This is a genomic window from Streptomyces sp. PT12, assembly GCF_003311645.1.
GTDB lineage: Bacteria > Actinomycetota > Actinomycetes > Streptomycetales > Streptomycetaceae > Streptomyces.
Genome location: NZ_QEST01000280.1, coordinates 51,794 through 72,199, shown reverse-complemented (window position 1 = coordinate 72,199; position 20,406 = coordinate 51,794). Strand labels below are relative to the sequence as shown.

The window sequence follows — 20,406 nt, the reverse complement described above, 5'->3', positions numbered from 1 at the left end:
GTATCTTCCATTCCTCTTGCGAGTTGACCCTGGAAAATGCGCGGATCGAGCGGCTCACCGCGCACTGGTGCGGCTGTGCTGGTCCGGTTCAGGTCCCGGCCGGGGTGAGGAGTGATCTTTACGGGGGCGCGCTGCCCGTGCCGCGCCCGTGGTGCCGCGGACGATCAGACGTGTGGGCACCACCACCCGGGTCGGTTCCTCGCTCGCCCCGGACAGCGCGTCCAGAATCTGGCGGGCAAGCAACTCCCCCTGGTGAGCTACTGGTTGGGCAACAGTGGTGAGATCAAGCAGCTCCGCGGTCTCGTGGTCGTCGAACCCGACGACGGACACGTCGTCGGGGGCCCGCAGTCCCATGCGGTTGAGCGTCCGGAGCGCGCCGAACGCCATCTGGTCCGACTCGGCGAAGACCGCGGTGGGCGGGTCCGGCAGGCTCAGGAGCCGCGCCATCGCGGACGCGCCCTCCTCGATGCCGAAGTGCCCCGGGGCCTCGAGATCCGGGTCGTACGGGATACCCGCCTGGGCCAGCACCGCGCGGTAGGCGTGCTGGCGGACTATGGGCGTGGTGAAGCCCCTGGGATCCCCAAGTGCGCCGGTGATCATACCGATCCGGCGGTGTCCCAGGTTGATGAGGTGGCGGATGGCCGTGCTCGTGCCCTCCGCGTTGTCGATGGAGACGTGCCAGCAGCCGGGAATGCGGGTGCCGAGCACGGAGATCGGCACCTCCATCGACACCAGCGCCTCGCACTCGGCCGCGGACAGCGGGAGGTTGAGCACGATCAGCGCGTCGACGCGGCGGCGCAACGGCATCCTGGCGAAGAAGCGCTCGTGGACCCGCTCGTCGCCGAGGTTGTAGAGCAGCAGGTCCAGGTCGTTGGCGCGCAGCACGGAGTCGATGCCCGCGACGACCTGGCTGTAGAACCACCGGTTGACGAACGGCAGGACGACGCCCACCGTGCCGGTCCTGCCCGAGGCGAGGGATGAGGCGTGCGGGGAGATCGCGTAGCTCAGCTCCTCCGCGGCGCGCAGCACGCGCTCACGGGTCGCCTCCGAGACGTTCGGCAGTCCGCGCAGTGCGCGGGAGACGGTCGCGGTGGACACCTCCGCGCGCCTGGCGACGTCGATGATGCTGGCGGCCATAACCCTCCGATCACGGCAGTGTGCCGAACGTACTGCCGATCCCTGAGGTAATGCAATCGTTTACATGAAAAGATCTTGGCTTGCCGCCGAATTTCCCTGCCGCGCCGTCAAGTTGACGATAATCGCAGGTGAAACGCCTGAAACGGATGATGTAAACGTGTACATCAAAGGGGACTTCGGTGGACCGTTCCGGCGCCTGCCCGCCCCCGTACGGGCAGGCGCCGGAACGATGGTGACGGGCTCAGGCTCCCAGCTTCCCGAGTGCCGCGGCGAGGGTTGTCGAGAAATCGCCCACCGGGGCGTGCTCCAGCGTGCCCATCTGGCCCCAGTCGACGAGCGTCACGCGCGTCCCGTCCCGCCCGACGCCGAACAGCCGCACGCCGTGCCCGGCTTGGGGCGGCGCGGTGTGCACGCCGTAGATGTGGCCGCCGTCCGCGGCCACGACCGACCCGTAGTCGTCCCACGCCGCGGTCGAACCCGGGTTCTCCCGCAGCCAGTCGGCCGCGCAGTCCGCCGCGGCCGCCTCGAGCGCGGTGGCCAGCTCGGCCGCCTCGTCCTCGTCGCCGGTCTCCACGATCACCTGGAGGCCGTTGGTGTCGAGCTCCGTCCAGAACGACGTGTGGCTCGCGCCCTCGGTGGGCAGCACGCCGTCGAAGCAGAACACCGGGGATTCGGGCAGTCCTTCGACCGGCCCGTACGCGTACCAGCCGTCGGGGTGGTACGGCATCTCACCCCCGTCGAGGAACGCGGCGTCCCCGACCGGCTCGACGGCCGCCTGCGCGGTCGGGGACGAGGCGACGGCCAGCAGGCACGCGGCCGCCAGGGAACCGGCCACCGCGTAACGGCGCCCGGATACAGCAAGGTTCACGGATCCCCCAAGGATTCGGTCATGCGGATGCGTCTGCCAGGGCAGCCTGGGGGCGGGCCCGTTCCCCGGGCAACGTTTGGGCGCCGATCGGGGACGCGGGAACGCGCACGGCTACGCTGACGTGCGACGATGAACCCCTCCTGGAACGGCCGCGCGGGACGCGCAGGGCATGGGAAGGGCCAGGGAAGGGGGGGACGGGGATGGAAGAGACATGACCGGGAAGCAGGCCGCGGAGGAGTTCGCCGCCCGGCTGCGCGAGCTCAAGGACCGCTCGGGCCACAGCTTCGGCACGCTGGCCAGGCGGCTGCACACCAGCACGTCGACGCTGCACCGCTACTGCTCGGGCACCGTGGTCCCGGCCGACTACGCGCCGGTGGAGCGGCTGGCCCGGCTGTGCGGGGCGACGGCGGACGAGCTGGTGGAGCTGCACCGGCTGTGGGTGCGCGCCGAGGCGCTGCGCCCCGTGGCCCGGCAGGGCGGCAGGGCGGCGGCCGGGGCCACGGAGTCAGCCGCGCCCGCGCCGGTGGCCGCCCCCGAGCCCGGGCCTGAACCGCCCCCCGAGCCCGGGCCTGAACCGCCCGCCGAGCCCGGGCCTGAACCGCCCGCCGAGCCCGAGGCGTTGCCCCCGTCGGGCGACGGCTCCGCGGCGGCCACCGCCCTCGACATCGGCGGACCGGTCAGCGCCCCCGAGCGCTCCTCGTGGCGCTCCTCCCGCGGCCCCTGGTGGCTCCTGGTCGCCGGGGTCGCCGTGCTCGCCGTCCTCGTGGCCACCCTGGTGAACGCCACCACATCCGGCGGCACCCACCGCGACGGCACCACCGTCGCCGACGGCGGCACCTCGGGCGGCGCCCCCGCCGCCGACGGCGCCCCGGACGAGGAGCCCATACCCGAGGCCAGCCCCGAGGGGGACGCCCCCGCGGAGGAGGGCGACGAGGGCGACGCGCACACGCCGGAGGGCTCCTCGTCCGAGAGCACCACGGGGAACGACACCGAGGCGCCGCCGTCCGACGAGCCATCGCGTTCCCCCGAGGCCCCGCTCACCTGGACGGCCAGGTCCCATGTGTGGGAGGGCGGTTGCGGCCACCGCTACCTGGTCGACAGGCCAGCGGCCGAGGTGCCGCCACCCCCGATCCAGCAGGACGCCGAGCCCTGGGCCGAGCGCCTGGGCGCGGTGCACGGCGGCTCCACGATCGTCGAGGCCACCGTCCGCCCGTCGGGCGACGCCCCCGTCGTGGTCGAATCCCTCCACGTCCGCGTTACCGAGCGGAGCGCCCCGCTGGACTGGCCCGCGTTCGACATGTCGCTCGGCTGCGGCGGCGCCCTCACCCCGGCCGCGTTCGCCGTCGACCTGGACGAGCAACGCCCCATCGCCCGCCCGGTCGACGGCTTCGACGGGGACAGCGGGCAGACGCTGCGCAACCCGGGGCTGCCCTACTCCGTCACCGACGACGAGCCGCTGGCCCTGCGCGTCTTTGCGTCCGCCTCGGCGTGTGACTGCTCGTGGTACGTCGAGCTGGTGTGGAGCAGCGGCGACGAACGCGGCACCCTGCGCGTCGACGACGACGGCCGCGCGTTCCGCACGAGCGGCGGCGGCGAGGGCACGGTGTACAGCTTCCCCCACGAGACGGAGAAGTGGACGGCGGAGTGAGGCGGGATCGGGGGCATGAGCAACCTCGACCTCAGGCCCGCCGCCGCCGAGTGTGCCGCGGCCCCCTCGGGACCGGCCCGTGAGCTCCAGCGTGGCCGGGAGGTCCCGCTGGGCGAGAGCACCGTCGTGCGGCGGCCGCTGCCGACGCTGGGGCGCCGCATGGTCGGCGCCTGGTGCTTCGTCGACCACTACGGCCCCGACGACCTTCGCTGCGCTGGCTTCGCGGGGCGGCTACGGGAGGGACGCCTAGCCATGAGCCGCCCCCGCACCCTCCGCGGCCGCGGGTCGCCTCACCACAACACCCGCCGCAGCCGCGCGTCGAGCATCAGCGCGCGTGCCGACCCCTGCGGCAACGCGTCGCGCGCGGCCTGAAGCATCTCCACGTCGTCGGCGTACTCGGGCCTCGCGGTCCACTCCACCAGGAGGTCGGCGCCGCCCCGTTCGCGGAGCACGGCGCGCAGCGCGCACTCGAGATCCACCCGGGCCTCGACCACCCCAGGCGCCTCGGAGCGCGGCAGCAGCGGGCCGCGGTAGCGGCTCATCGCGTGCCGCAGCGCACCCCCCGCGATCAGCTCGCGCACCTCGTCCGCGTCCACCGCGACCGGCGCCGTCAGCCGGTAGGGCCGCGACGCCAGCAGCCCGGGCCCCAACAGCCGCCGCAGCCGCGACATTTCCGCCCGCACGGTCACCGGAGCCGCCTCGCCCGTCCGCAGCAGCGCCTCAAGCGCCTCGGCCGTCAGCCCGCGCGGGCGCCGGGAGAGCAGATACAGGATCTCCGAGTGCCGGGGACTCAGCTCGACCCGCCCTCCGGCCCAGGTGAACGCGGCCCGGTCGCGCCCCAGCACCTCGAGCCGCGCGGCCCCGGCCACCGGGGAACGGGCCGACCCGCCGCCCACCCTCAGCAGCCGCAGCTCCGCCTCCACCGCGGCGACCGTGGCCCGCACCAGCGAGAGCGCGTGGGGCGCGGCGATGTGGTCCCCGCCCGTCAGGTCGAGCACGCCGAGCACCGCGCCGCTGCCCGGGTCGCGCACCGGCGCCGCCGCACAGCTCCACGGCTGAACGGGTCGGCTGAAGTGCTCGCTCGCATAGATCTGGACCGGCTGGCCGAGCGCGAGCGCGGTGCCTGGCGCGTTGGTGCCCGCGGCGTGCTCGGCCCAGTTGGCGCCCTCGGCGAAGCCGATCCGCTCCGCGCGCGACAGCAGCGAGGGGGAGCCCTCGACCCACAGCAGCCGACCCGCGCCGTCGCCCACGGCCGCGACCTGGTCATCGTCGCGCGCCGTCTCCACCAGCAGGCTGCGGATCACGGGCAGCACCGCGGCCAGCGGGTGCTCGCGCCGGTAGCCGCGCAGCTCGGCCTCGGGCAGGGGATCGGGAGGCGTGGCCGCGTCGGGGTCGACGCCCAGGCTCCGCGAGCGCTGCCACGATTCGCGCACCACGCCGCGCAGCGGGCCTGAGGGCCAGCCGGTCGCAAGGAACTCCTCGTGCGCCCTCGCCACCGCACGCCGCAGCCCCGCCGGGTCCGTGCCCGGCGGCAGCGCCACGTGCCCGGCAGTCATCGCCGACCCCCGCGTTCAAGCCGTTCAAGCCGTACAAGCCGTGCGAGCGGGGCGCCGCGGGTCGCGCGCCCTCCGCTCCAATGTAGGGGCGCGGGGCGGGTCGCGCGAGGGAGGCGACGGCGGATCGTCCGCCGCAACGTCGCCGCAACGTTCCCCTCCCTAGGGTGCGCCCATCCCCGCTCAGCGGCGAGCGCGGGAACGAGCGAGAGGGGCACGGCCATGACCCGCTATGCCAACCCGGGAGCCGAAGGCGCGCTCATGGGGTACCAGGCGCGTTACGACCACTGGATCGGTGGCGCCTATGTCCCGCCCGCGCGCGGCCGGTACTTCGAGAACCCGAGCCCGGTGACGGGCAAGCCGTTCACGGAGGTCGCCAGGGGCACCGCCGAGGACGTCGAGGCGGCGCTCGACGCGGCGCACGCGGCGGCGCCCGCCTGGGGGCGCACCCCACCGGCCGAACGCGCCCTGCTGCTCCACCGGATCGCCGACCGCATGGAGGAGCACCTCTCCGATCTCGCCGTCGCGGAGACCTGGGACAACGGCAAGCCGGTCCGCGAGACCCTGGCCGCCGACATCCCGCTGGCGATCGACCACTTCCGCTACTTCGCCGGGGCCATCCGCGCCCAGGAGGGCAGCCTGGCCGAGCTGGACGACGACACCGTCGCCTACCACTTCCACGAGCCGCTCGGCGTCGTCGGGCAGATCATCCCCTGGAACTTCCCCATCCTGATGGCCACATGGAAGCTGGCCCCCGCCCTGGCCGCGGGCAACGCCGTCGTCCTCAAGCCCGCCGAGCAGACGCCCGCCTCGATCCACTACTGGCTGAGCCTGGTCGCCGACCTGATCCCGCCCGGCGTGCTCAACATCGTCAACGGCTTCGGCGTCGAGGCGGGCAAGCCGCTGGCCAGCAGCCCCAGGGTGGCGAAGGTGGCGTTCACGGGCGAGACCACCACGGGCCGCCTGATCATGCAGTACGCGAGCGACAACCTCATCCCCGTCACCCTCGAACTCGGCGGCAAGAGCCCCAACCTGTTCTTCGACGACGTCTCCGCCGCGCACGACGACTTCTACGACAAGGCCCTCGAGGGCTTCACGCTCTTCGCCCTCAACCAGGGCGAGGTCTGCACGTGCCCCTCGCGCGCGCTGATCGGGAGCGGCCACTACAGGGAGTTCCTCGACGCGGCCGTGGAGCGCACCGGGCGGATCGTCCAGGGGCACCCGCTCGACACCGACACGATGATCGGCGCGCAGGCGTCCAACGACCAGCTGGAGAAGATCCTCTCCTACCTCGACATCGGCAGACAGGAGGGCGCCAAGGTCCTCATCGGCGGCGAACGCGCCCGGCTTGACGGCGAGTTGGCCGACGGGTATTACGTGCTTCCCACCATCCTTGAGGGCCACAACGCGATGCGCGTCTTCCAGGAGGAGATCTTCGGCCCCGTCGTCGCCGTCACGTCGTTCGACGGCTTCGACGACGCCGTCAAGATCGCCAACGACACCCTCTACGGCCTCGGCGCGGGCGTGTGGACCCGCGACGGCGCCACCGCCTACCGCGCGGGGCGCGCCATCCAGGCCGGGCGCGTATGGACCAACTGCTACCACGCCTACCCCGCCCACGCGGCCTTCGGCGGCTACAAGCAGTCGGGCATCGGCAGGGAGAACCACAAGATGATGCTCGACCACTACCAGCAGACCAAGAACCTGCTGGTCAGCTATGCCCCGAAGGCCCTGGGCCTGTTCTGATGGGCGCGGAGGACGAGCCGGGGGGCGGCAGCGGCGGGCCGCCCCCGGCGCGGGTGGCCGTGACGCCAGCCGCGGCCGAGCTGCTGCGCCGACTCGGCCTGGATCACGGCGCGTTGATGTTCCACCAGTCGGGAGGCTGCTGCGACGGCAGCGCGCCGATGTGCTTCCCCGCGGGGGAGTTTCGGACCGGCGCGTCCGATGTGCTGGTCGGGACGCTGGAGATCCCCGGCGTTCCGCGGCCCGTGGAGTTCTGGATGGCCGCCGCCCAGTTCGAACGGTGGCGGCACACCCATCTCACGGTGGACGTCGTGCCGGGCCGGGGCAGCGGCTTCTCGCTGGAGGCGCCCGAGGGGGTGCGGTTCCTCATCAGGTCCCGGCTGCTCGACGAGCAGGAGCTGCGCCGCCTCGACGGCGCGGCACCGCGGAGCTCGCGTGCCGGGTGACCGTGGACGGCGAGGTCGTCGGCGAGCGGGCCAACGCCGTTCAGGCCACGCGCGCGGCGCCCCACACCCTGATGGCGCCCCCCGGCGGCTGAACGCCCTTGCGCCGCCCGGCACGTGGAGGCGATCCCGAGGGTTGTCCGACACCCGTGGGGCTTGTACGGTACTGGCGTACCGGGCCGCTGTTGGGGCCTGGGGGCAGCTTCGACACGAATGTGGTCCGGCGCACTTCCCTCATCCGGTGTGCGTCGGCGAGTGTGTGGCCTCCGTGTGTGCGGCAGGGGGTCGCGCTGGTCGGCCGTGCGCCTTCCTCCTTCCCGGAAGGTCCCCCATGCGCTTCCCCCGATGCCGCTCCAGGGCGTGGTCTGCCGCCGTCTTCGTGGCCCTGACCAGTCTGGGCGCCTCCGCGCTCGCCCCTCAGGCGGCCGCCACCCCCACCCCCGCCCAGGTCGTTCTCGCGGACGAGGACGAGGGCGCCGACTGCCCGGTGCCTGAGCCGCCCTCGACGTCCACGCCACGGCTGCCCGACCCGTTCACGCGGATCGACGGCACGCGGATCACCAGCCGGGAGGACTGGCGGTGCCGACGCGCGGAGATCAAGGAGCTGGCCGAGCGGTCGATCTACGGCCAGAAGCCCGCCCCGCCGCAGAGCGTCAGCGGCACCGTGTCGTCGACGAGCATCACGGTGAACGTGTCGGACCAGGGCAGGAGCGCCAGCTTCTCGGCCTCGGTGAGCCTGCCAAGCGGCTCGGGCCCGTTCCCCGCGGTCGTGGTGCTCGGCGGCTTCGGCGCCGACACCACCACGATCCGGGACTCCGGCGCGGCGGTGATCAGCTTCGACCCGCTCTCGGTGGGCCGCGAGGGAACGCCGCGGAACAACAAGCAGGGCGCGTTCTACAGCCTCTACGGGGCGCAGAGCGGCACGGGCCTGCTGGTGGCGTGGTCGTGGGGGGTGAGCCGCATCATCGATGTGATCGAGCAGTCGGGCGGGAACGTCCTGCGGGCGGACGCCACGGGCGTGACGGGCTGTTCGCGGTATGGGAAGGGCGCGCTGGCCGCGGGGGCGTTCGACCAGCGGATCGCGTTGACGATGCCGATCGAGTCGGGCACGGCGGGCGTGCCGATCCTGCGCGGGGTCGCGGGCGAGAGCGGCGCGCAGCCGCCGAGCAGCGCATACGGCGAGCAGCCGTGGCTCGGGGACGCGTTCAGCGCGTACCAGGGGAACACGGGCGGGCTCCCCGTTGACATGCACGAGGTGGTCGCGATGGTGGCGCCGCGTGGCTTGTTCATCATGGAGAACCCGCATGTCGACTGGCTGGGCGCGCGGTCGGGCAGCGTGGCGGCGCTCGGCGGCGCCGAGGTGTACAAGGCGCTGGGCGAGGGCGGCAACATCAGCTACTGGTCCGACGTCAGTGACGGCACCCACTGCGCGGTGCGCGACGAGTGGCGGGCGCCGCTCCAGCAGCACATCCAGGAGTTCCTGCACGGGAGCGGTGAGGCGCAGGGCACGTTCAGGATCGCCCCGAGCAAGGCGGGCGACCTCGCCGAGTGGCGCGACTGGGGGACCCCGACGCTGACCTAGGGCGACCCCGGCGACCTGGGCGTCCCCGGCGCGTGGGGCGCCCGGGCCCGCGCTCGGAGTCCTCCCGGCCCCGCGCGGGCCCGGCCCTGTCCTGTGCCGTCTCGGCGGCCACGTGGTGGACGATGCCTTCATGGCCGCCATGGAACAAGCGCCGCAGCACGCGTTCGTCGGGTATCTGGTCTGGGCGGTGCTGTTCGCCGCGATCTTCGCCTGGGAGGGCGTCGGGCTGCTCCACCCGACCGACTCGGTGCCCACGCTCAGCCAGGCCATCGACGCCGTGTCCCGGTACCAGGTGGGGCGCTGGGCGCTGTTCGCGCTGTGGCTGTGGTTCGGCTGGCACGCGTTCGTCCGCGGCTGGCACTTCCTGCTGCGCGACCCGGCGGGGGAGTAGCCGCCACATGTCGCCCGTGCTCGACCTGGTGGTCATGCTGACCGCGTATCTGCTGGTCATGGGCTATCTCGCCATCGGCCTTCGCGCCCTGCTGCGCGATCCGGGCGGCGGCCCGCGCCGCCGCTCGGATCGCCGCGGCTGGGCCGAGCTGCTGCGGCAGGTCGCCCTGACCGCCATCGGCGGCCATGCGCTGCTGCTCGTCGTGGTCGCCGCGTACTACGTGGCGGTGGCCCACCACGACAGGGAGTTCGTCCTCGGCGCCCTCACCGGCACCGCGTCCCTGACGGGCGTCGCCCTCCCCGTTCTCCTCGCCCTCACGTGGCTCACCCACCACCGCGGGTGACAGGCCAGAAGGGCCCGAAGTGCCAGAAGGGCCCGAAGACACCTCACCCCCGAGAGCCCGCGCGGGGCTTTCGGGGGTGAGGCTCGTGCGGAGCCGGTCTCAGTGCACGATGACGTTGTTGTAGATGTCGCCGACCGAGAAGTGGATCAGGCTGCCGCAGACGAGGAGGCAGAAGTCGGGCGCCGGGGGAGCGGGCGGCGTCGGGGTGTCGGTCACCACGACCGTCGTCTCGTCGTTCGAGGCGCCGCATTCGGTGTTGCCGTTGTAGGCGGCGGTGATGGTGTGGGTCCCCTCGGTGGCGAAGGTCGCCGTGTAGGTCGCCACCCCGTCGGCGCCGACCGGCACGGTGTCGAGGACGTCACCGCCGTCGAAGAAGGTGACGCCCAGGCCACCGCTGGGGTCCTCGGAGCAGGTGACCGTCGCGGTCAGCTGCACGGGCTCCCCGACCTCCACCGACGAGGGCACCGCCTCGACCGTGGTGGTGGAGAGCACCTGGGCCGATGCCGGGGCCCCAAAGGCCAGCACCGCGGCCAGTGCCGCGAAGACGGCCGTTTTCCACGAAGTGAATTCTTTCCAACGCCTCACTGATACGACTCCTGTCAGGCTATTGCGGAGTGATGCACCCCACTGGACAAGAACGTGACCCTAGTCGGCGTTCCTCGGAAATCCCGGAAGATTCTCTGGTGATCACCCCGCATGGATCAGAGTGAATCGTCGGGTCGTGACAAAGGCCCCATTTTCCGGGCGCGTTCCCGCCTTCATCCTGGCCTCGTCCGCGGCGTGCGCGAGGCGTGTCGGCGGCTCGTTGGTCCGCCGCCCATCGGGGCCTCGATCGAGGGGAGGGGCGCACGCCGGCGCATACCGCGCACGTAAGGAGCGGCAGGTAGAAAGCGTGCGCCGGGAGGTGAGGCGCACGGACGGCGCACGGCTCGTCCGTGAAGAGGCGACGGAGCGGGCACGCCCGCCGCCGCACTCCGCAACTTCCGTGCACAAATGGTGAGTTGACGCGATGCGCCCCTGTCCGCGACCATCGGAGCAATTTTCTGGCGCGTGGAGACCCCACCCGATCGCAGAGCAAGGATTTGATTTCCGCGGCGTCCCGGTATCCCCCGCTCCCTTCACCGGGCCAAGAGGCTCAGTGCCCCTACGTCCGCACCCCACCGCGGCCTTCCCACCATCCGTAAAATAACTGACTTCCCGTCAGATGCCTTGCCGCTGGCCTATTCGGATGAGTCACTTGAGGTAACCGTTTCGGCGGGCGCAGAATCTCGGAAAAGAGGCGAAACCGGCTCGATGGACGGGCGGGAAATCACCGTCTCGCATGTGTGTTCTCGATCGAATTCACGCGGGCGACGGGCAGCGGGAGCCACCGTTCGCCGCCGCCGCGGCCATCGAGACGCCACCTGGCCAGTGGGCTCGAGAGCCGGTCACCACGGCCCGGGATCCCTGCGCACGAGAAACACCTGGAACACGCCCGGCGATGCGCCGCATCCCGGGCGGGGAGGGATTGCTCATGCCCATCAGTCCGAACCAGGGCTCCAGTGGCGGTGGAACGCTCGTCACCATCACGGGGACGAACCTCAGCGGCACCACCGCCGTGAACTTCGGTACCCGGCCCGCCACCTCTGTCACCAATGTCTCGCCCACGCAGGTCACCGCCGTCTCCCCCTCGGGGAACGGCGTTGTGGGAGTCACCGTCCGAACGCCGGGCGGCACAAGCAACCCCGTGCCGTTCTTCTATGTGGGGCCGCCGTTCAAGCAGACGCTCAGCCCCACCACCGGCTCGACGGCGGGCGGCCAGACGGTGACCATCACCGGCACCGGCCTCTCCACCGCCACCAGCGTCGCCTTCGGCGCCAACTCCGCCGTGCCGACGGTGGTGACGGACAGCCAGATCACGGTCGTCACGCCCGCGGGCGCCGCGGGCGCGGTGGGCGTCACCGTCACCACGGCGGGCGGCAGCAGCAACGGCCTGTCGTACACCTATGTCGCGCCCCCGACCGTGACGACCATCACCCCCGACGAGGGCCCGACCGCGGGGGGCACCGCGGTCACCATCACCGGCACCGCCCTCACCAGCACCACCTCGGTCACCTTCGGAGGCACCCCGGCGCCGTTCACCGTGATCTCCGACACCTCGGTGTCGGCCGTCACGCCCGCGGGCGCCGCCGGTGACGTCGACGTCGTCGTGTCCAACGACGCCGGAAGCGACACCCTCGCGGACGGCTTCACGTATATCGCGGGTCCGGGTATCTGACCCCCCATCGGGGCGCGGCCCTTCGGGGCGCCACCCCCGCCCCCGGGCGTACGCGGCCACCCGCCCTTGTGGCCGCGTACGCCCTCCCCGCCCTCGGCGCAGGGCGTTCCAACGCAAGGGAGAAACCGTGGGAAACAGCGACCCCGTGGCGGGCACGGCCCGGCCGACCGCCGTCATCGCCGCCGCGCCCGTCCTCAGCTCGGTCGTGCCCAACGTGGGGCCATCGGCCGGCAGCAACGTCGTCAGCCTGGGCGGCAGCGGCTTCACGGGGGTGACCGGCGTCAGCTTCGGCGCGGCCCCCGCCCTCGTCTACACCGTCAACTCGACGGTCCTGATCACCGCGACGGTCCCGCCAGGAACGGGCACGGTGGCCGTCACCGTGCGCAACCCGTCGGGCACGAGCAACTCCGTCCCCTACACCTACGCGGCGACCCCGACCCTCACGGGCATCTCGCCCAACCAGGGCCCGACCTCGGGCGGCACCTCGGTGACCCTGACCGGCACGGGGCTCTTTGGCGCCTCGGCCGTCAGCTTCGGCGGCACGCCCGCGACGAGCTTCATCGTCAACTCGGCCACCAGCGTCACCGCCGTCGCCCCCGCGGGCACCGGCGCGGTGCCCGTCACCGTCACCACACCCGGCGGCACATCGGGGGCCGTCTTCTTCTACTACAGCAACGCCCCCGCCCTCATCAGCGCGTCGCCGAGCCAGGGGCCGACGGCGGGCGGGACCTCCGTGACCCTGACGGGCACCGGGCTCGGCGGGGCCACCGCCGTCAGCTTCGGCGGCACCCCGGCGACGGGCTTCGTCGTCAACTCGGCGACCAGCGTCACCGCCGTCGCCCCCGCGGGCACGGGCTCCGTGGCCGTCACCGTCACCACCCCAGGCGGCACAAGCAACTCCGTCACCTACACCTATGTGCCCGCCCCCGTCCTCGTCACCCTGGCCCCGGCCCAGGGACCCACGGGCGCGGGAGCCGTCGTCACCCTCACCGGCAGCTCCCTGACGACCGCGCTCGCCGTCCTGTTCGGCGGCACGCCCGCCGCGTTTGACGTCCTGTCGGACACCACCGTCACCGCGATCGCCCCCGCTGGCCCCGCCGGTTCGACCCCGGTCACCGTCACGACGGCGGGCGGCACGAGCAACGCCCTCACCTACACGCGGGTGCCGCCCCCGCAGATCTGACGCTCCGCTGGGTACGCCGCCCCGCGGTCACACTGGCGGCGTGGACGGGTGGGCAGCGGGGCTGACGGGGTTGACGGGGCTGACGGGGTTGACGGCCGGGGCGGTGGCGGGGCTGGCTGTCGCGGTGGTCGTCGACCTCCGCGCCCGCGTCCGCTTCTACCACGACTTCACCCCCGGCCCATCGGGAACGCTGGACGCGGCCGATGTCGAACGTCAACTCCCGCGAGTCCGCGCCAAGTTCGCCTTCCTGGCCGACCGGTGGCGCGCGCTCGCCGCCTCGTCGCGCCGCGTCCTGTACGTGCACCAGGACATCTACGACGAGGCCACCCCGGCCGACCTCGCCAGGCGGCGCGAGGCGATCGAGGGCTGCCACCCACGGCACCGGTTCGCGGTGCTGTGGCTGCGGCGCGCCCGCGACCCCGACGGGCCGCCGCCCCCCGGCGTCGTCGTGGCGCGCGTCGGGCCGCGCCAGGGGCGCTGGCAGGGCGACGACGCCGCGTGGGACGGGGTGTTCGCCGCGCTCGACGCGCGCGCCCTGTGGCCAGCGCCCCGCGGCCCTGGCGCCCTCAGACCGCGTAGCGGCGGAAGTCCCGGCTCGTCGCCGCGATCAGCAGCATGAGGACCACGACAAGCAGCCCGCCCGCCGTGACCGCGACCCGCGTGCCGAGGGCCGAGCCCGCCATCCCGTGCAGCAGGTCGGCCAGCCGCGGGCCGCCCGCCACCACGACCGTGAACACCCCCTGCATCCGCCCCCGCATGTCGTCCGTGACCGCCGACTGGAGGATCGCCGAGCGGAACACCATCGACACCATGTCGGCGAAGCCCGCCGCGGCCAGGAACACCACCGCCCACCACAGGCTGCCGCTCAGCCCGAACCCCGCGATCGCCAGACCCCACGCCACCACCGCCGCGATGACCAGGAGGCCGTGGCGGCGCGCGCGGGAGAACGTTCCCGACATCAGCCCGCCGAGCACCGCGCCCAGCGGGATCGCCGCGAACAGCAGCCCGAGCGCGAAGCCCTCGCCCCACGGCGCATAGGTCGTCGAGGCCAGCTGCGGGAACAGCGCGCGCGGCATCCCGAAGACCATCGCGATCACATCGGCGAGAAAGCTCAGCAGCAGGATGTGCCGCGTGGCGATGTAGCGGAACCCCGCCACGATCTCCCCCCACCCCGCCCGGCGCCGCGCGGCCGCGTCAAGCGGCGGAAGCGCGGGCAGCAGCCACACCGCCCACAGCGCGGCCAGCAGCACGATCGCGTCGAGCAGGTACAGCACGGGCAGCCCGAGGACCGGGATCAGCGCCCCCGCGAGCAGCGGCCCGACGATCAGCCCGGTCTGGGTGACGGTCGACTGGAGGGCGTTGGCCGCCGGCAGCTCCTCCCCCGGCACGAGCCTGGCTAGGGACGCGGTGCGCGCCGGGGCGTTCATCCCGAAGAACGCCTGCTGCACCGCGAGCAGCACCATCAGCAGCGCCGTCGAGTCGAGCCCCGCGAAGGACTGCACCCAAAACAGCAGCGACGTCGCGGCGATGCCCGCGTTGGTCACCAGCATGAGCGTGCGCCGGTCCACGCTGTCGGCGACCGCGCCGCCCCACAGCGCGAACAGGATCAGCGGGGCGAGGCCAGCGAAGCTCGCGTAGCCGACCCAGGCCGACGAGCCGGTGATGTCGTAGATCTGCGTGGGCACGGCCACCGCGGTCAGCTGGCTGCCCACGGCCGTGACGATGGTGGAGGACCACAGGCGCCGGAACGGGCGGTGCCGCAGCGGCGTGGTGTCCATCATCCAGCGCCGCCAGAGGGCCCGTTTGTCCCCCGCGTCGCCGGACCGGCTCCGCACGTCCCCCGCCACCGTCGCCCCCCTCTGTCGCGGACACGTCGTCCGCACAGTAGACGACCCCCCCGAAACCCCCGCCGCGGGGCGTACGTCGCGCTCGCGAGACGAACGACGCGCCCGCCCGCTCAGGGGGAGGCGAACGGCGGCGCGGGCCTGACCTTCCACGACGAGCGGTCGGCCGACTCGTCCCAGTAGGGCACGTCCCCGTAGTACAGGCCGTACGCCCAGTGCTCGGGCAGCTCATGCCCCAGCAGGTCGGGGCAGGAGCCCGACTCCGCGTCGTCGAACGCCTCGTTCACACGGGCGGCCGCCTCGCGGTGGCTGATGCCGAACTCCTCCACCATGAACGCCGCGATCTCGCGCACCGACACCCGCATGTCAGGGCGCCGGGGTGAGGTGGGACGCGAGCAGGGCCAGGTCGGCCTCGCTCAGCCGCTCGCTCGCCAGGCGCAGCTGGTGCCAGTGGGGATAGATCAGCTCGGGGGCGCTGATCTCGTCCAGGTCGGCCATCTCCGTGTCGCTCAGGACCAGGTCGGCCGCCGCGAGGTTGTCGCCGAGCTGGTCGTCGCGGCGGGCGCCGATCACCACCGAGGTCACTCCGGGCTTGCGCAGCAGATACGCCAGGGCCACCTGGGCGGGCGTGACGTCGTGGCCCTCGGCGATGCGCACCAGCACCTCGACCGTGTCGTACAGCTTCTCCCGGTCGCGCACGGGCGGCTCGTTCCACCGCTCGTCGACCTGGCGGGTGCCCTCGGGCGCGCCCCGGCCGCGGCGGTACTTCCCCGAGAGCAGGCCCCCGGCCAGCGGGCTCCACACCATGATGCCAAGGCCCTGGTCGAGGGAGAGCGGCACCAGCTCGTACTCCGCGTCGCGGGACTCGAGGGAGTAGTAGATCTGGTTGCTCACGAAGCGCTCCCAGCCGTGGGCGTCCGAGACGGCCAGGGCCTTCATCAGCTGCCAGCCCGCGTAGTTGGAGACGCCAAGGTAGCGGACCTTGCCGTCGCGCACCGCCGCGTCGAGCGTCCCCAGCGTCTCCTCCAGCGGCGTCTGCCCGTCCCACTCGTGGATGTGGTAGATGTCCACGTGGTCGGTGCGCAGGCGGCGCAGGCTGCTCTCCAGCTGGCGCAGGATGTGGTGCCGGGACGCGCCGCCGTCGTTGGGCCCCTCGCCCAGCACCATGCGCACCTTGGTCGAGATCAGCACGTCGTCCCTGCGGCCCTTGAGCGCCTCGCCCAGGATCTCCTCCGCGCCGCCGTGGGAGTACATGTCGGCGGTGTCCACGCAGTTCACCCCGGCGTCGAGCGCCATGCCGAGCTGGCGCCGCGCGCCCTTCACATCCGTGGCGCCGAGCGCGCCGAACAGCTCCTTCCCACCGAACGTCATGGTGCCCATGGTCAGGGCCGACACCCGAAGACCCGATCGCCCCAACTGGCGGTACTCCACTGGTCAACTCCCCTTCGTCGGCCCGTGTCGTCCCCGGGCAGGTAGGCGTAGGGGAAGTGTCCAACGGCCCGCGGGGGACGGCATCCGGTCGCGCGCGAAGGGGTGGCGCCAGCCTGGCGCGCGCCTCCGTCGGCGCGACCCCGGGAGGCTGAGGCCCGGCCAGCGCTCCGGGTCCGCCGCGGCGCGTGTCCCCTCGCCCAGGTGGCCGGGTCTCGCGGCCCCCACGGGCCGTCCCCCTCCGTTCACAGGTACAGACCCGCGTCCGTGCCCCTGGCCCGCGCCGGGACGGACTCCGGGCCCGAGCCCCTGCGCAGCGCGTACAGCTCGGCCAGCGTCGCCCCTTCGCGGCCCACGCCCTCGTCGGTGCCGAGCCAGCGCGCCGCCTCCTGGCGCGTCAGCGGGCCCACCTCGATCCTGGCCAGGCAGCGCCCGGGGCGCACCACCGCGGGGTGCAGCCGCTCCAGGTCCTCGTTGGTGGTCACGCCCACCAGCACCTTGCGGCCCTGCCCGAGCAGGCCGTCCGTCAGGTTGAGCAGCCGTGAGAGCGCCTGCCCCGCCGCGCTCTTGGCGCCGCCGCGGATCAGCTCGTCGCAGTCCTCGAGGAGCAGCAGCCGCCACCGGTCCTTCTCCTGGTCCTCGTCCCGCCCCATCGCGACGTCCATGAGGTAGCCCACGTCGTTGAACAGGCGCTCGGGGTCGAGCACGCAGTCCACCTGGCACCACGGGCGCCAGGCGCGCGCCAGGGCGCGCAGCGCCGAGGTCTTGCCCGTGCCGGGCGGGCCGTGCAGCAGGAGCAGCCGCCCCGCGACGTCATCGGGCGTCAGCGCCATCAGCCGACCCAGCGCGTCGGCCACGGGCGCGGAGTACCCGGACGCGATCGCGTCCCAGCTGTCCGCCTCGATCCGGCGCGTCATGCGGGCCGGGCGGCGGTTGCCGGGGGAAAGGTGCCAGAAGCCCATCGTGACGCTCGACGGCTCGTTGTCCGGCTCCTCCTCGGCGCCGTCGAGCGCCTCCTTGAGGACGCGCTGCGCGAGCTCGTCGCTCTCGGCGATCACCAGTACGTGCGCGGCGCGCGTCCAGCGGTGCGCGCGCAGCAGCCACCCCTCGCCCGCCGCGAGCACGCTGTCGACGTTGCTGTCGTGGGTCATGAGCCTGACCTCGCAGCCGTCGGGCATGAGCGGGTGGTGCCGCTTGACGTTCTCCACGCGGTGGCCCCGCGCGAACGGCAGCGCGCCCGAGGTGAAGTCCCTCAGGAGCAGCACGTCCATGGCGTCCTCGGGCGAGTCGGCCTGGTCGACGGTGAACCGGATCGGGGATTCCAGGGATTCCTCCTTGGGGGTGGATGGTGTCGTCGGCCTCATGCCCGTCATGATCCGGCACCCCGCGCGCCGGCGCACGGGGGTTTTCGCGACGAACGGGTGTCTCGCCGTGTTCGTCAACCCCGTTGCCGGGAAAGGTGAATCGTGGGACCGGGATACCCATGCGTCCTTGTGGGGCGTTAGGGTTACCCTGCCCGGACCGGGTGCCGTTGTACGGGTGGGAGAGTCATGAAGCAGATAACAGTTCGCAGCAGACCGCCGCGGGTGCCTGCCATCAACGGCGGGAGCAGCGCGAACAGCGCGCGCCTCGACCGTCACCTGAGCGTTCTCTCCGGCCCCGCGGTGCCGCAGCGCGAGGCCGAGGAGGCCACCACGCTGATGCGCGAGCTGACCCGCAGGGACGCCGCGAAGGCGCACACGAGCCGGGGCGCCCGGGTGTCGCTGTTCGCGCCCCTGCGTCGGCTGCGGCGCACGCTGTTCGGCGGTCGCGGCTGAGAGGGCCGCCGGGCAGGGCCCGGCGGCCACCGCGGTCCGGGCGGGTGAGGCGGCGCGCGCCCCTCACTCGCCGGTGGCATCCATCGTGACGGCGAACGAGAACCGGTCACCGCGGTAGTGGATGCGCGCCACGTCGACGGCGCGTTCGCGTTCGTCGTACTCCACGCCCGTGATGTGCAGGATGGGGCTCAGCAACGGCACGCCGAGCAGCCGCGCCACGGGGGGATCGGCCAGGCGCGCCTGCACGGTGTTGGCGATCCGGCTCACCGCCACCCCGGCGATGTCGCGCAACACCTTGGTCATGGGCCAGCGTTCGAGCGCGGCCGGGTCGATCCGATCGGCGATCTCCGGATGCACCAGGTTCTCCGCGTAGTTGGCGGGCTCCCCGCTGACCGGGTCGTGGCGCACCCGGCGGAAGCGCACCACCTCGGCGAGCCCGGGGAAGTGCTCGGCCAGATCGCTTGGCACGGGCACGGGGCCGTGGTCGAGCAGCTTGACCGTTTCTCCCGACTGCTGAGCGACGATCGTGTCCACCGAGCCGAGCAGCCGCACCGGGGCGCCGTGCCGCGCGGCCGGATTGATGAACGTGCCCCTGCGCCGGTGCCGCGTGATCAGCCCCTCGACCTCCAGCTCCTTGAGCGCCTGCCGCATCGTCAGGACGCTCACCCCGTAGTGGCCCGCCAGCTGCTCCTCGGTGGGCAGCCGCAGGGGGGCCTCGGGGGAGCGCCCGAGGATCGAGGCCCGCAGCGACTGCGAGACCTGGTACCACAGCGGCAGCTTTCGGTTCAGCTCGAGCGAGTCGGGGGCGAAGACGGTCACGGGGCGCGCTCCGGGTCGACGATGTTATGAAGGGAAGGTCTGATTCAGACCTTCCCATACGTCGTCATACCCGCGTTGCCGATGCTCGGCGTTGAGCGCCTGATCGGTAACGGTCACAGGCCAGGGCGTTTCGAACATGAACGCAAGGCCATCGTCGACCTTCTGGGGCCGGAGCTCGGCCTTGCTGGCGCGCTCGAAGGTCTCCCTGTCGGGGCCGTGCGCGGACATCATGTTGTGCAACGAGCCGCCGCCCGGCACGAATCCCTCGGCCTTGGCGTCGTACGCGCCCTCGATCAGGCCCATGTACTCGCTCATCACATTGCGGTGGAAGTACGGCGGCCTGAAGGTGTCCTCGCCGACGAGCCAGCGGGGCGCGAAGACCACGAAGTCGGCCGCGGGGGAGGTCAGCACGGTGAAGATCGAGGGGTCGGGGTGATCGAAGCTGATCGAGCCAAGGACGTTGAACCGGCGCAGGTCATAGAGGTAGGGCACATGCGTGCCATGCCAGGCGACCACGTCGAGCGGCGAGTGGTCATAGGTGGCGGCCCAGAGGTTCCCGCAGAACTTGTTGATGACCTCGAAGGGCCGCTCCTCGTCCTCGTAGGCGGCCGAGGGGACCTGGAAGTCCCGGGCCGCGGCGAGGCCGTTGGCGCCGATCGGGCCGAGCTCGGGCAGCGCGAAGGGCGCGTCGTAGTTCTCGCACACATAGCCGCGCGCCGCCCCTTCGGGTAGCTCCACGCGGAAGCGCACCCCGCGCGGGATCAGCGCGATGGACCCCGGCTCGGCGCGCAGCGGGCCGAATTCCGTGCGCAGCAGCAGCGCGCCCGACTCGGGAACGATCAGCAGCTCGCCGTCCGCGTCGCCGAACACCCGGTCGGTCATGGGGGAGTTGGCGCGGTAGAGGTGCACGGCCATCCCGGTGCGGCGGCGGGCGTCACCGTTGCCGCCCAGGGTCCACAGGCCCGCGACGAAGTCGGTGCCTGGCGGCGGCTCGGGCAGCGGGCTCCACCGCATGCGGTTGGGGTCGGGGGCGGGCTCGCCTGGGCCGTCCCCGAACGGCGCGGTGCGCAGCGTCCCGTTGGCCACGCGGGTGAACGGCGGGTGCGCGGCGGACGGCCTGATCCGATAGAGCCATGACCTGCGGTTGGTGGCCCTGGGCTCGGTGAACGCGGTGCCGCTGAGCTGCTCGGCGTAGAGGCCGAGGGGGGCGCGCTGCGGGGAGTTCCGGCCGAGGGGGAGCGCCCCGGGGACCGCCTCGCCGCTGTGCTCGTTCCCGAAACCGCCCGAGTGGAGCGTCAGTCCGCCCGTTTCCATCGCACACTCCCAGCAGCGCGGCCGTTCCCGGCCTCC

20 protein-coding genes and 1 pseudogene are annotated in these 20,406 nt (G+C 72.8%); 11 read left to right on the top strand and 10 right to left on the bottom strand.

All coding sequences use genetic code 11. The annotated features are described in order from the left end of the window. Positions 1 to 54: 54 nt before the first annotated feature. A complete protein-coding gene (locus tag DEH69_RS29625; protein WP_258535052.1) occupies positions 55 to 1,137 on the bottom strand; it encodes a LacI family DNA-binding transcriptional regulator in 1,083 nt (360 codons plus the stop codon). A gap of 241 nt (positions 1,138 to 1,378) precedes the next feature. Next, the gene (locus DEH69_RS29620; RefSeq protein WP_113690075.1) at positions 1,379 to 2,005 is read right to left on the bottom strand and encodes a hypothetical protein; all 627 of its coding nucleotides are present in this window, start codon (positions 2,003 to 2,005) and stop codon (positions 1,379 to 1,381) included. Positions 2,006 to 2,216: 211 nt separating this feature from the next. On the opposite strand from DEH69_RS29620, the gene DEH69_RS29615 reads away from it, so the two are divergent. Continuing rightward, the gene (locus DEH69_RS29615) at positions 2,217 to 3,653 is read left to right on the top strand and encodes a helix-turn-helix transcriptional regulator (RefSeq protein WP_181727660.1); all 1,437 of its coding nucleotides are present in this window, start codon (positions 2,217 to 2,219) and stop codon (positions 3,651 to 3,653) included. Between the two features lie 15 nt (positions 3,654 to 3,668). Further along, a pseudogene (locus DEH69_RS33240) lies at positions 3,669 to 3,860 on the top strand (pirin family protein); the annotation flags it as partial. Between the two features lie 83 nt (positions 3,861 to 3,943). On the opposite strand, the gene DEH69_RS29605 reads toward DEH69_RS33240, so the two are convergent. Further along, positions 3,944 to 5,209, bottom strand: a complete 1,266-nt coding sequence (locus tag DEH69_RS29605; protein WP_113690073.1) for a GAF domain-containing protein — start codon at positions 5,207 to 5,209, stop codon at positions 3,944 to 3,946. A gap of 219 nt (positions 5,210 to 5,428) precedes the next feature. Between DEH69_RS29605 and DEH69_RS29600 the strand changes: the two genes are divergently transcribed. From DEH69_RS29600 to DEH69_RS29580, 5 genes are all read left to right on the top strand, one after another. Further along, positions 5,429 to 6,952: an aldehyde dehydrogenase family protein gene (locus DEH69_RS29600; protein WP_113690072.1), complete on the top strand. Its 1,524-nt coding sequence runs from the start codon at positions 5,429 to 5,431 to the stop codon at positions 6,950 to 6,952. Beyond that, entirely contained in the window at positions 6,952 to 7,395 is a 444-nt protein-coding gene (locus DEH69_RS29595) for a DUF779 domain-containing protein (protein WP_113690071.1), read from the top strand. Before DEH69_RS29600 ends, DEH69_RS29595 begins: the two co-directional genes overlap by 1 nt. A 376-nt stretch (positions 7,396 to 7,771) precedes the next feature. After that, positions 7,772 to 8,974 carry a cellulose-binding protein gene (locus DEH69_RS29590; protein ID WP_258535051.1) on the top strand — a complete coding sequence of 401 codons (1,203 nt, stop codon included), beginning with the start codon at positions 7,772 to 7,774 and terminating at the stop codon, positions 8,972 to 8,974. Positions 8,975 to 9,104: 130 nt separating this feature from the next. Continuing rightward, positions 9,105 to 9,365 (top strand): DUF6186 family protein, encoded by a 261-nt coding sequence (locus DEH69_RS29585; protein ID WP_113690069.1) that lies wholly within the window; start codon positions 9,105 to 9,107, stop codon positions 9,363 to 9,365. A 7-nt stretch (positions 9,366 to 9,372) separates the two neighbouring features. Beyond that, the gene (locus DEH69_RS29580; RefSeq protein ID WP_113690068.1) at positions 9,373 to 9,708 is read left to right on the top strand and encodes a DUF6256 family protein; all 336 of its coding nucleotides are present in this window, start codon (positions 9,373 to 9,375) and stop codon (positions 9,706 to 9,708) included. Between the two features lie 99 nt (positions 9,709 to 9,807). Here the strand turns inward: DEH69_RS29580 and DEH69_RS29575 are convergent, their stop codons facing one another. Then, positions 9,808 to 10,233 (bottom strand): Ig-like domain-containing protein, encoded by a 426-nt coding sequence (locus tag DEH69_RS29575; RefSeq protein WP_258535050.1) that lies wholly within the window; start codon positions 10,231 to 10,233, stop codon positions 9,808 to 9,810. A 988-nt stretch (positions 10,234 to 11,221) separates the two neighbouring features. On the opposite strand from DEH69_RS29575, the gene DEH69_RS29570 reads away from it, so the two are divergent. From DEH69_RS29570 to DEH69_RS29560, 3 genes are all read left to right on the top strand, one after another. Beyond that, positions 11,222 to 11,965 carry an IPT/TIG domain-containing protein gene (locus tag DEH69_RS29570; RefSeq protein ID WP_113690066.1) on the top strand — a complete coding sequence of 248 codons (744 nt, stop codon included), beginning with the start codon at positions 11,222 to 11,224 and terminating at the stop codon, positions 11,963 to 11,965. A 127-nt stretch (positions 11,966 to 12,092) separates the two neighbouring features. Further along, positions 12,093 to 13,148: an IPT/TIG domain-containing protein gene (locus DEH69_RS29565; RefSeq protein WP_113690065.1), complete on the top strand. Its 1,056-nt coding sequence runs from the start codon at positions 12,093 to 12,095 to the stop codon at positions 13,146 to 13,148. A gap of 40 nt (positions 13,149 to 13,188) precedes the next feature. After that, positions 13,189 to 13,767, top strand: a complete 579-nt coding sequence (locus DEH69_RS29560) for a hypothetical protein (protein ID WP_147255913.1) — start codon at positions 13,189 to 13,191, stop codon at positions 13,765 to 13,767. On the opposite strand, the gene DEH69_RS29555 is transcribed toward DEH69_RS29560, so the two are convergent. From DEH69_RS29555 to DEH69_RS29540, 4 genes are all read right to left on the bottom strand, one after another. Further along, positions 13,715 to 14,929: an MFS transporter gene (locus tag DEH69_RS29555; protein WP_113690131.1), complete on the bottom strand. Its 1,215-nt coding sequence runs from the start codon at positions 14,927 to 14,929 to the stop codon at positions 13,715 to 13,717. The two genes, DEH69_RS29560 and DEH69_RS29555, sit on opposite strands and share 53 nt — an antisense overlap. A gap of 176 nt (positions 14,930 to 15,105) precedes the next feature. Then, positions 15,106 to 15,345: a hypothetical protein gene (locus tag DEH69_RS29550; protein WP_258535049.1), complete on the bottom strand. Its 240-nt coding sequence runs from the start codon at positions 15,343 to 15,345 to the stop codon at positions 15,106 to 15,108. A 13-nt stretch (positions 15,346 to 15,358) separates the two neighbouring features. Then, positions 15,359 to 16,372, bottom strand: a complete 1,014-nt coding sequence (locus DEH69_RS29545; RefSeq protein ID WP_258535048.1) for an aldo/keto reductase — start codon at positions 16,370 to 16,372, stop codon at positions 15,359 to 15,361. A gap of 293 nt (positions 16,373 to 16,665) precedes the next feature. Further along, positions 16,666 to 17,784 carry a DUF5925 domain-containing protein gene (locus tag DEH69_RS29540; RefSeq protein WP_258535047.1) on the bottom strand — a complete coding sequence of 373 codons (1,119 nt, stop codon included), beginning with the start codon at positions 17,782 to 17,784 and terminating at the stop codon, positions 16,666 to 16,668. A gap of 186 nt (positions 17,785 to 17,970) precedes the next feature. Between DEH69_RS29540 and DEH69_RS29535 the strand changes: the two genes are divergently transcribed. Further along, positions 17,971 to 18,237 carry a hypothetical protein gene (locus DEH69_RS29535; RefSeq protein ID WP_113690061.1) on the top strand — a complete coding sequence of 89 codons (267 nt, stop codon included), beginning with the start codon at positions 17,971 to 17,973 and terminating at the stop codon, positions 18,235 to 18,237. Positions 18,238 to 18,300: 63 nt separating this feature from the next. On the opposite strand, the gene DEH69_RS29530 is transcribed toward DEH69_RS29535, so the two are convergent. Both DEH69_RS29530 and hmgA read right to left on the bottom strand, forming a co-directional pair. Continuing rightward, complete coding sequence (locus DEH69_RS29530; RefSeq protein WP_113690060.1) at positions 18,301 to 19,056, bottom strand: GntR family transcriptional regulator; 756 nt, start codon at positions 19,054 to 19,056, stop codon at positions 18,301 to 18,303. A gap of 24 nt (positions 19,057 to 19,080) precedes the next feature. Further along, positions 19,081 to 20,370: a homogentisate 1,2-dioxygenase gene (gene hmgA, locus DEH69_RS29525; protein WP_113690059.1), complete on the bottom strand. Its 1,290-nt coding sequence runs from the start codon at positions 20,368 to 20,370 to the stop codon at positions 19,081 to 19,083. Positions 20,371 to 20,406 lie beyond the last annotated feature (36 nt).

Bases quoted from the DNA above. Each gene is read 5' to 3' on its own strand.
- DEH69_RS29625 (WP_258535052.1), bottom strand. From the start codon at position 1,137: ATGGCCGCCAGCATCATCGACGTCGCCAGGCGCGCGGAGGTGTCCACC.
- DEH69_RS29615 (WP_181727660.1), top strand. From the start codon at position 2,217: ATGACCGGGAAGCAGGCCGCGGAGGAGTTCGCCGCCCGGCTGCGCGAG.
- DEH69_RS29605 (WP_113690073.1), bottom strand. From the start codon at position 5,209: ATGACTGCCGGGCACGTGGCGCTGCCGCCGGGCACGGACCCGGCGGGG.
- DEH69_RS29600 (WP_113690072.1), top strand. From the start codon at position 5,429: ATGACCCGCTATGCCAACCCGGGAGCCGAAGGCGCGCTCATGGGGTAC.
- DEH69_RS29595 (WP_113690071.1), top strand. From the start codon at position 6,952: ATGGGCGCGGAGGACGAGCCGGGGGGCGGCAGCGGCGGGCCGCCCCCG.
- DEH69_RS29585 (WP_113690069.1), top strand. From the start codon at position 9,105: ATGGCCGCCATGGAACAAGCGCCGCAGCACGCGTTCGTCGGGTATCTG.
- DEH69_RS29580 (WP_113690068.1), top strand. From the start codon at position 9,373: ATGTCGCCCGTGCTCGACCTGGTGGTCATGCTGACCGCGTATCTGCTG.
- DEH69_RS29570 (WP_113690066.1), top strand. From the start codon at position 11,222: ATGCCCATCAGTCCGAACCAGGGCTCCAGTGGCGGTGGAACGCTCGTC.
- DEH69_RS29555 (WP_113690131.1), bottom strand. From the start codon at position 14,929: ATGATGGACACCACGCCGCTGCGGCACCGCCCGTTCCGGCGCCTGTGG.
- DEH69_RS29545 (WP_258535048.1), bottom strand. From the start codon at position 16,372: ATGGGCACCATGACGTTCGGTGGGAAGGAGCTGTTCGGCGCGCTCGGC.
- DEH69_RS29540 (WP_258535047.1), bottom strand. From the start codon at position 17,784: ATGAGGCCGACGACACCATCCACCCCCAAGGAGGAATCCCTGGAATCC.
- DEH69_RS29535 (WP_113690061.1), top strand. From the start codon at position 17,971: ATGAAGCAGATAACAGTTCGCAGCAGACCGCCGCGGGTGCCTGCCATC.
- hmgA (WP_113690059.1), bottom strand. From the start codon at position 20,370: ATGGAAACGGGCGGACTGACGCTCCACTCGGGCGGTTTCGGGAACGAG.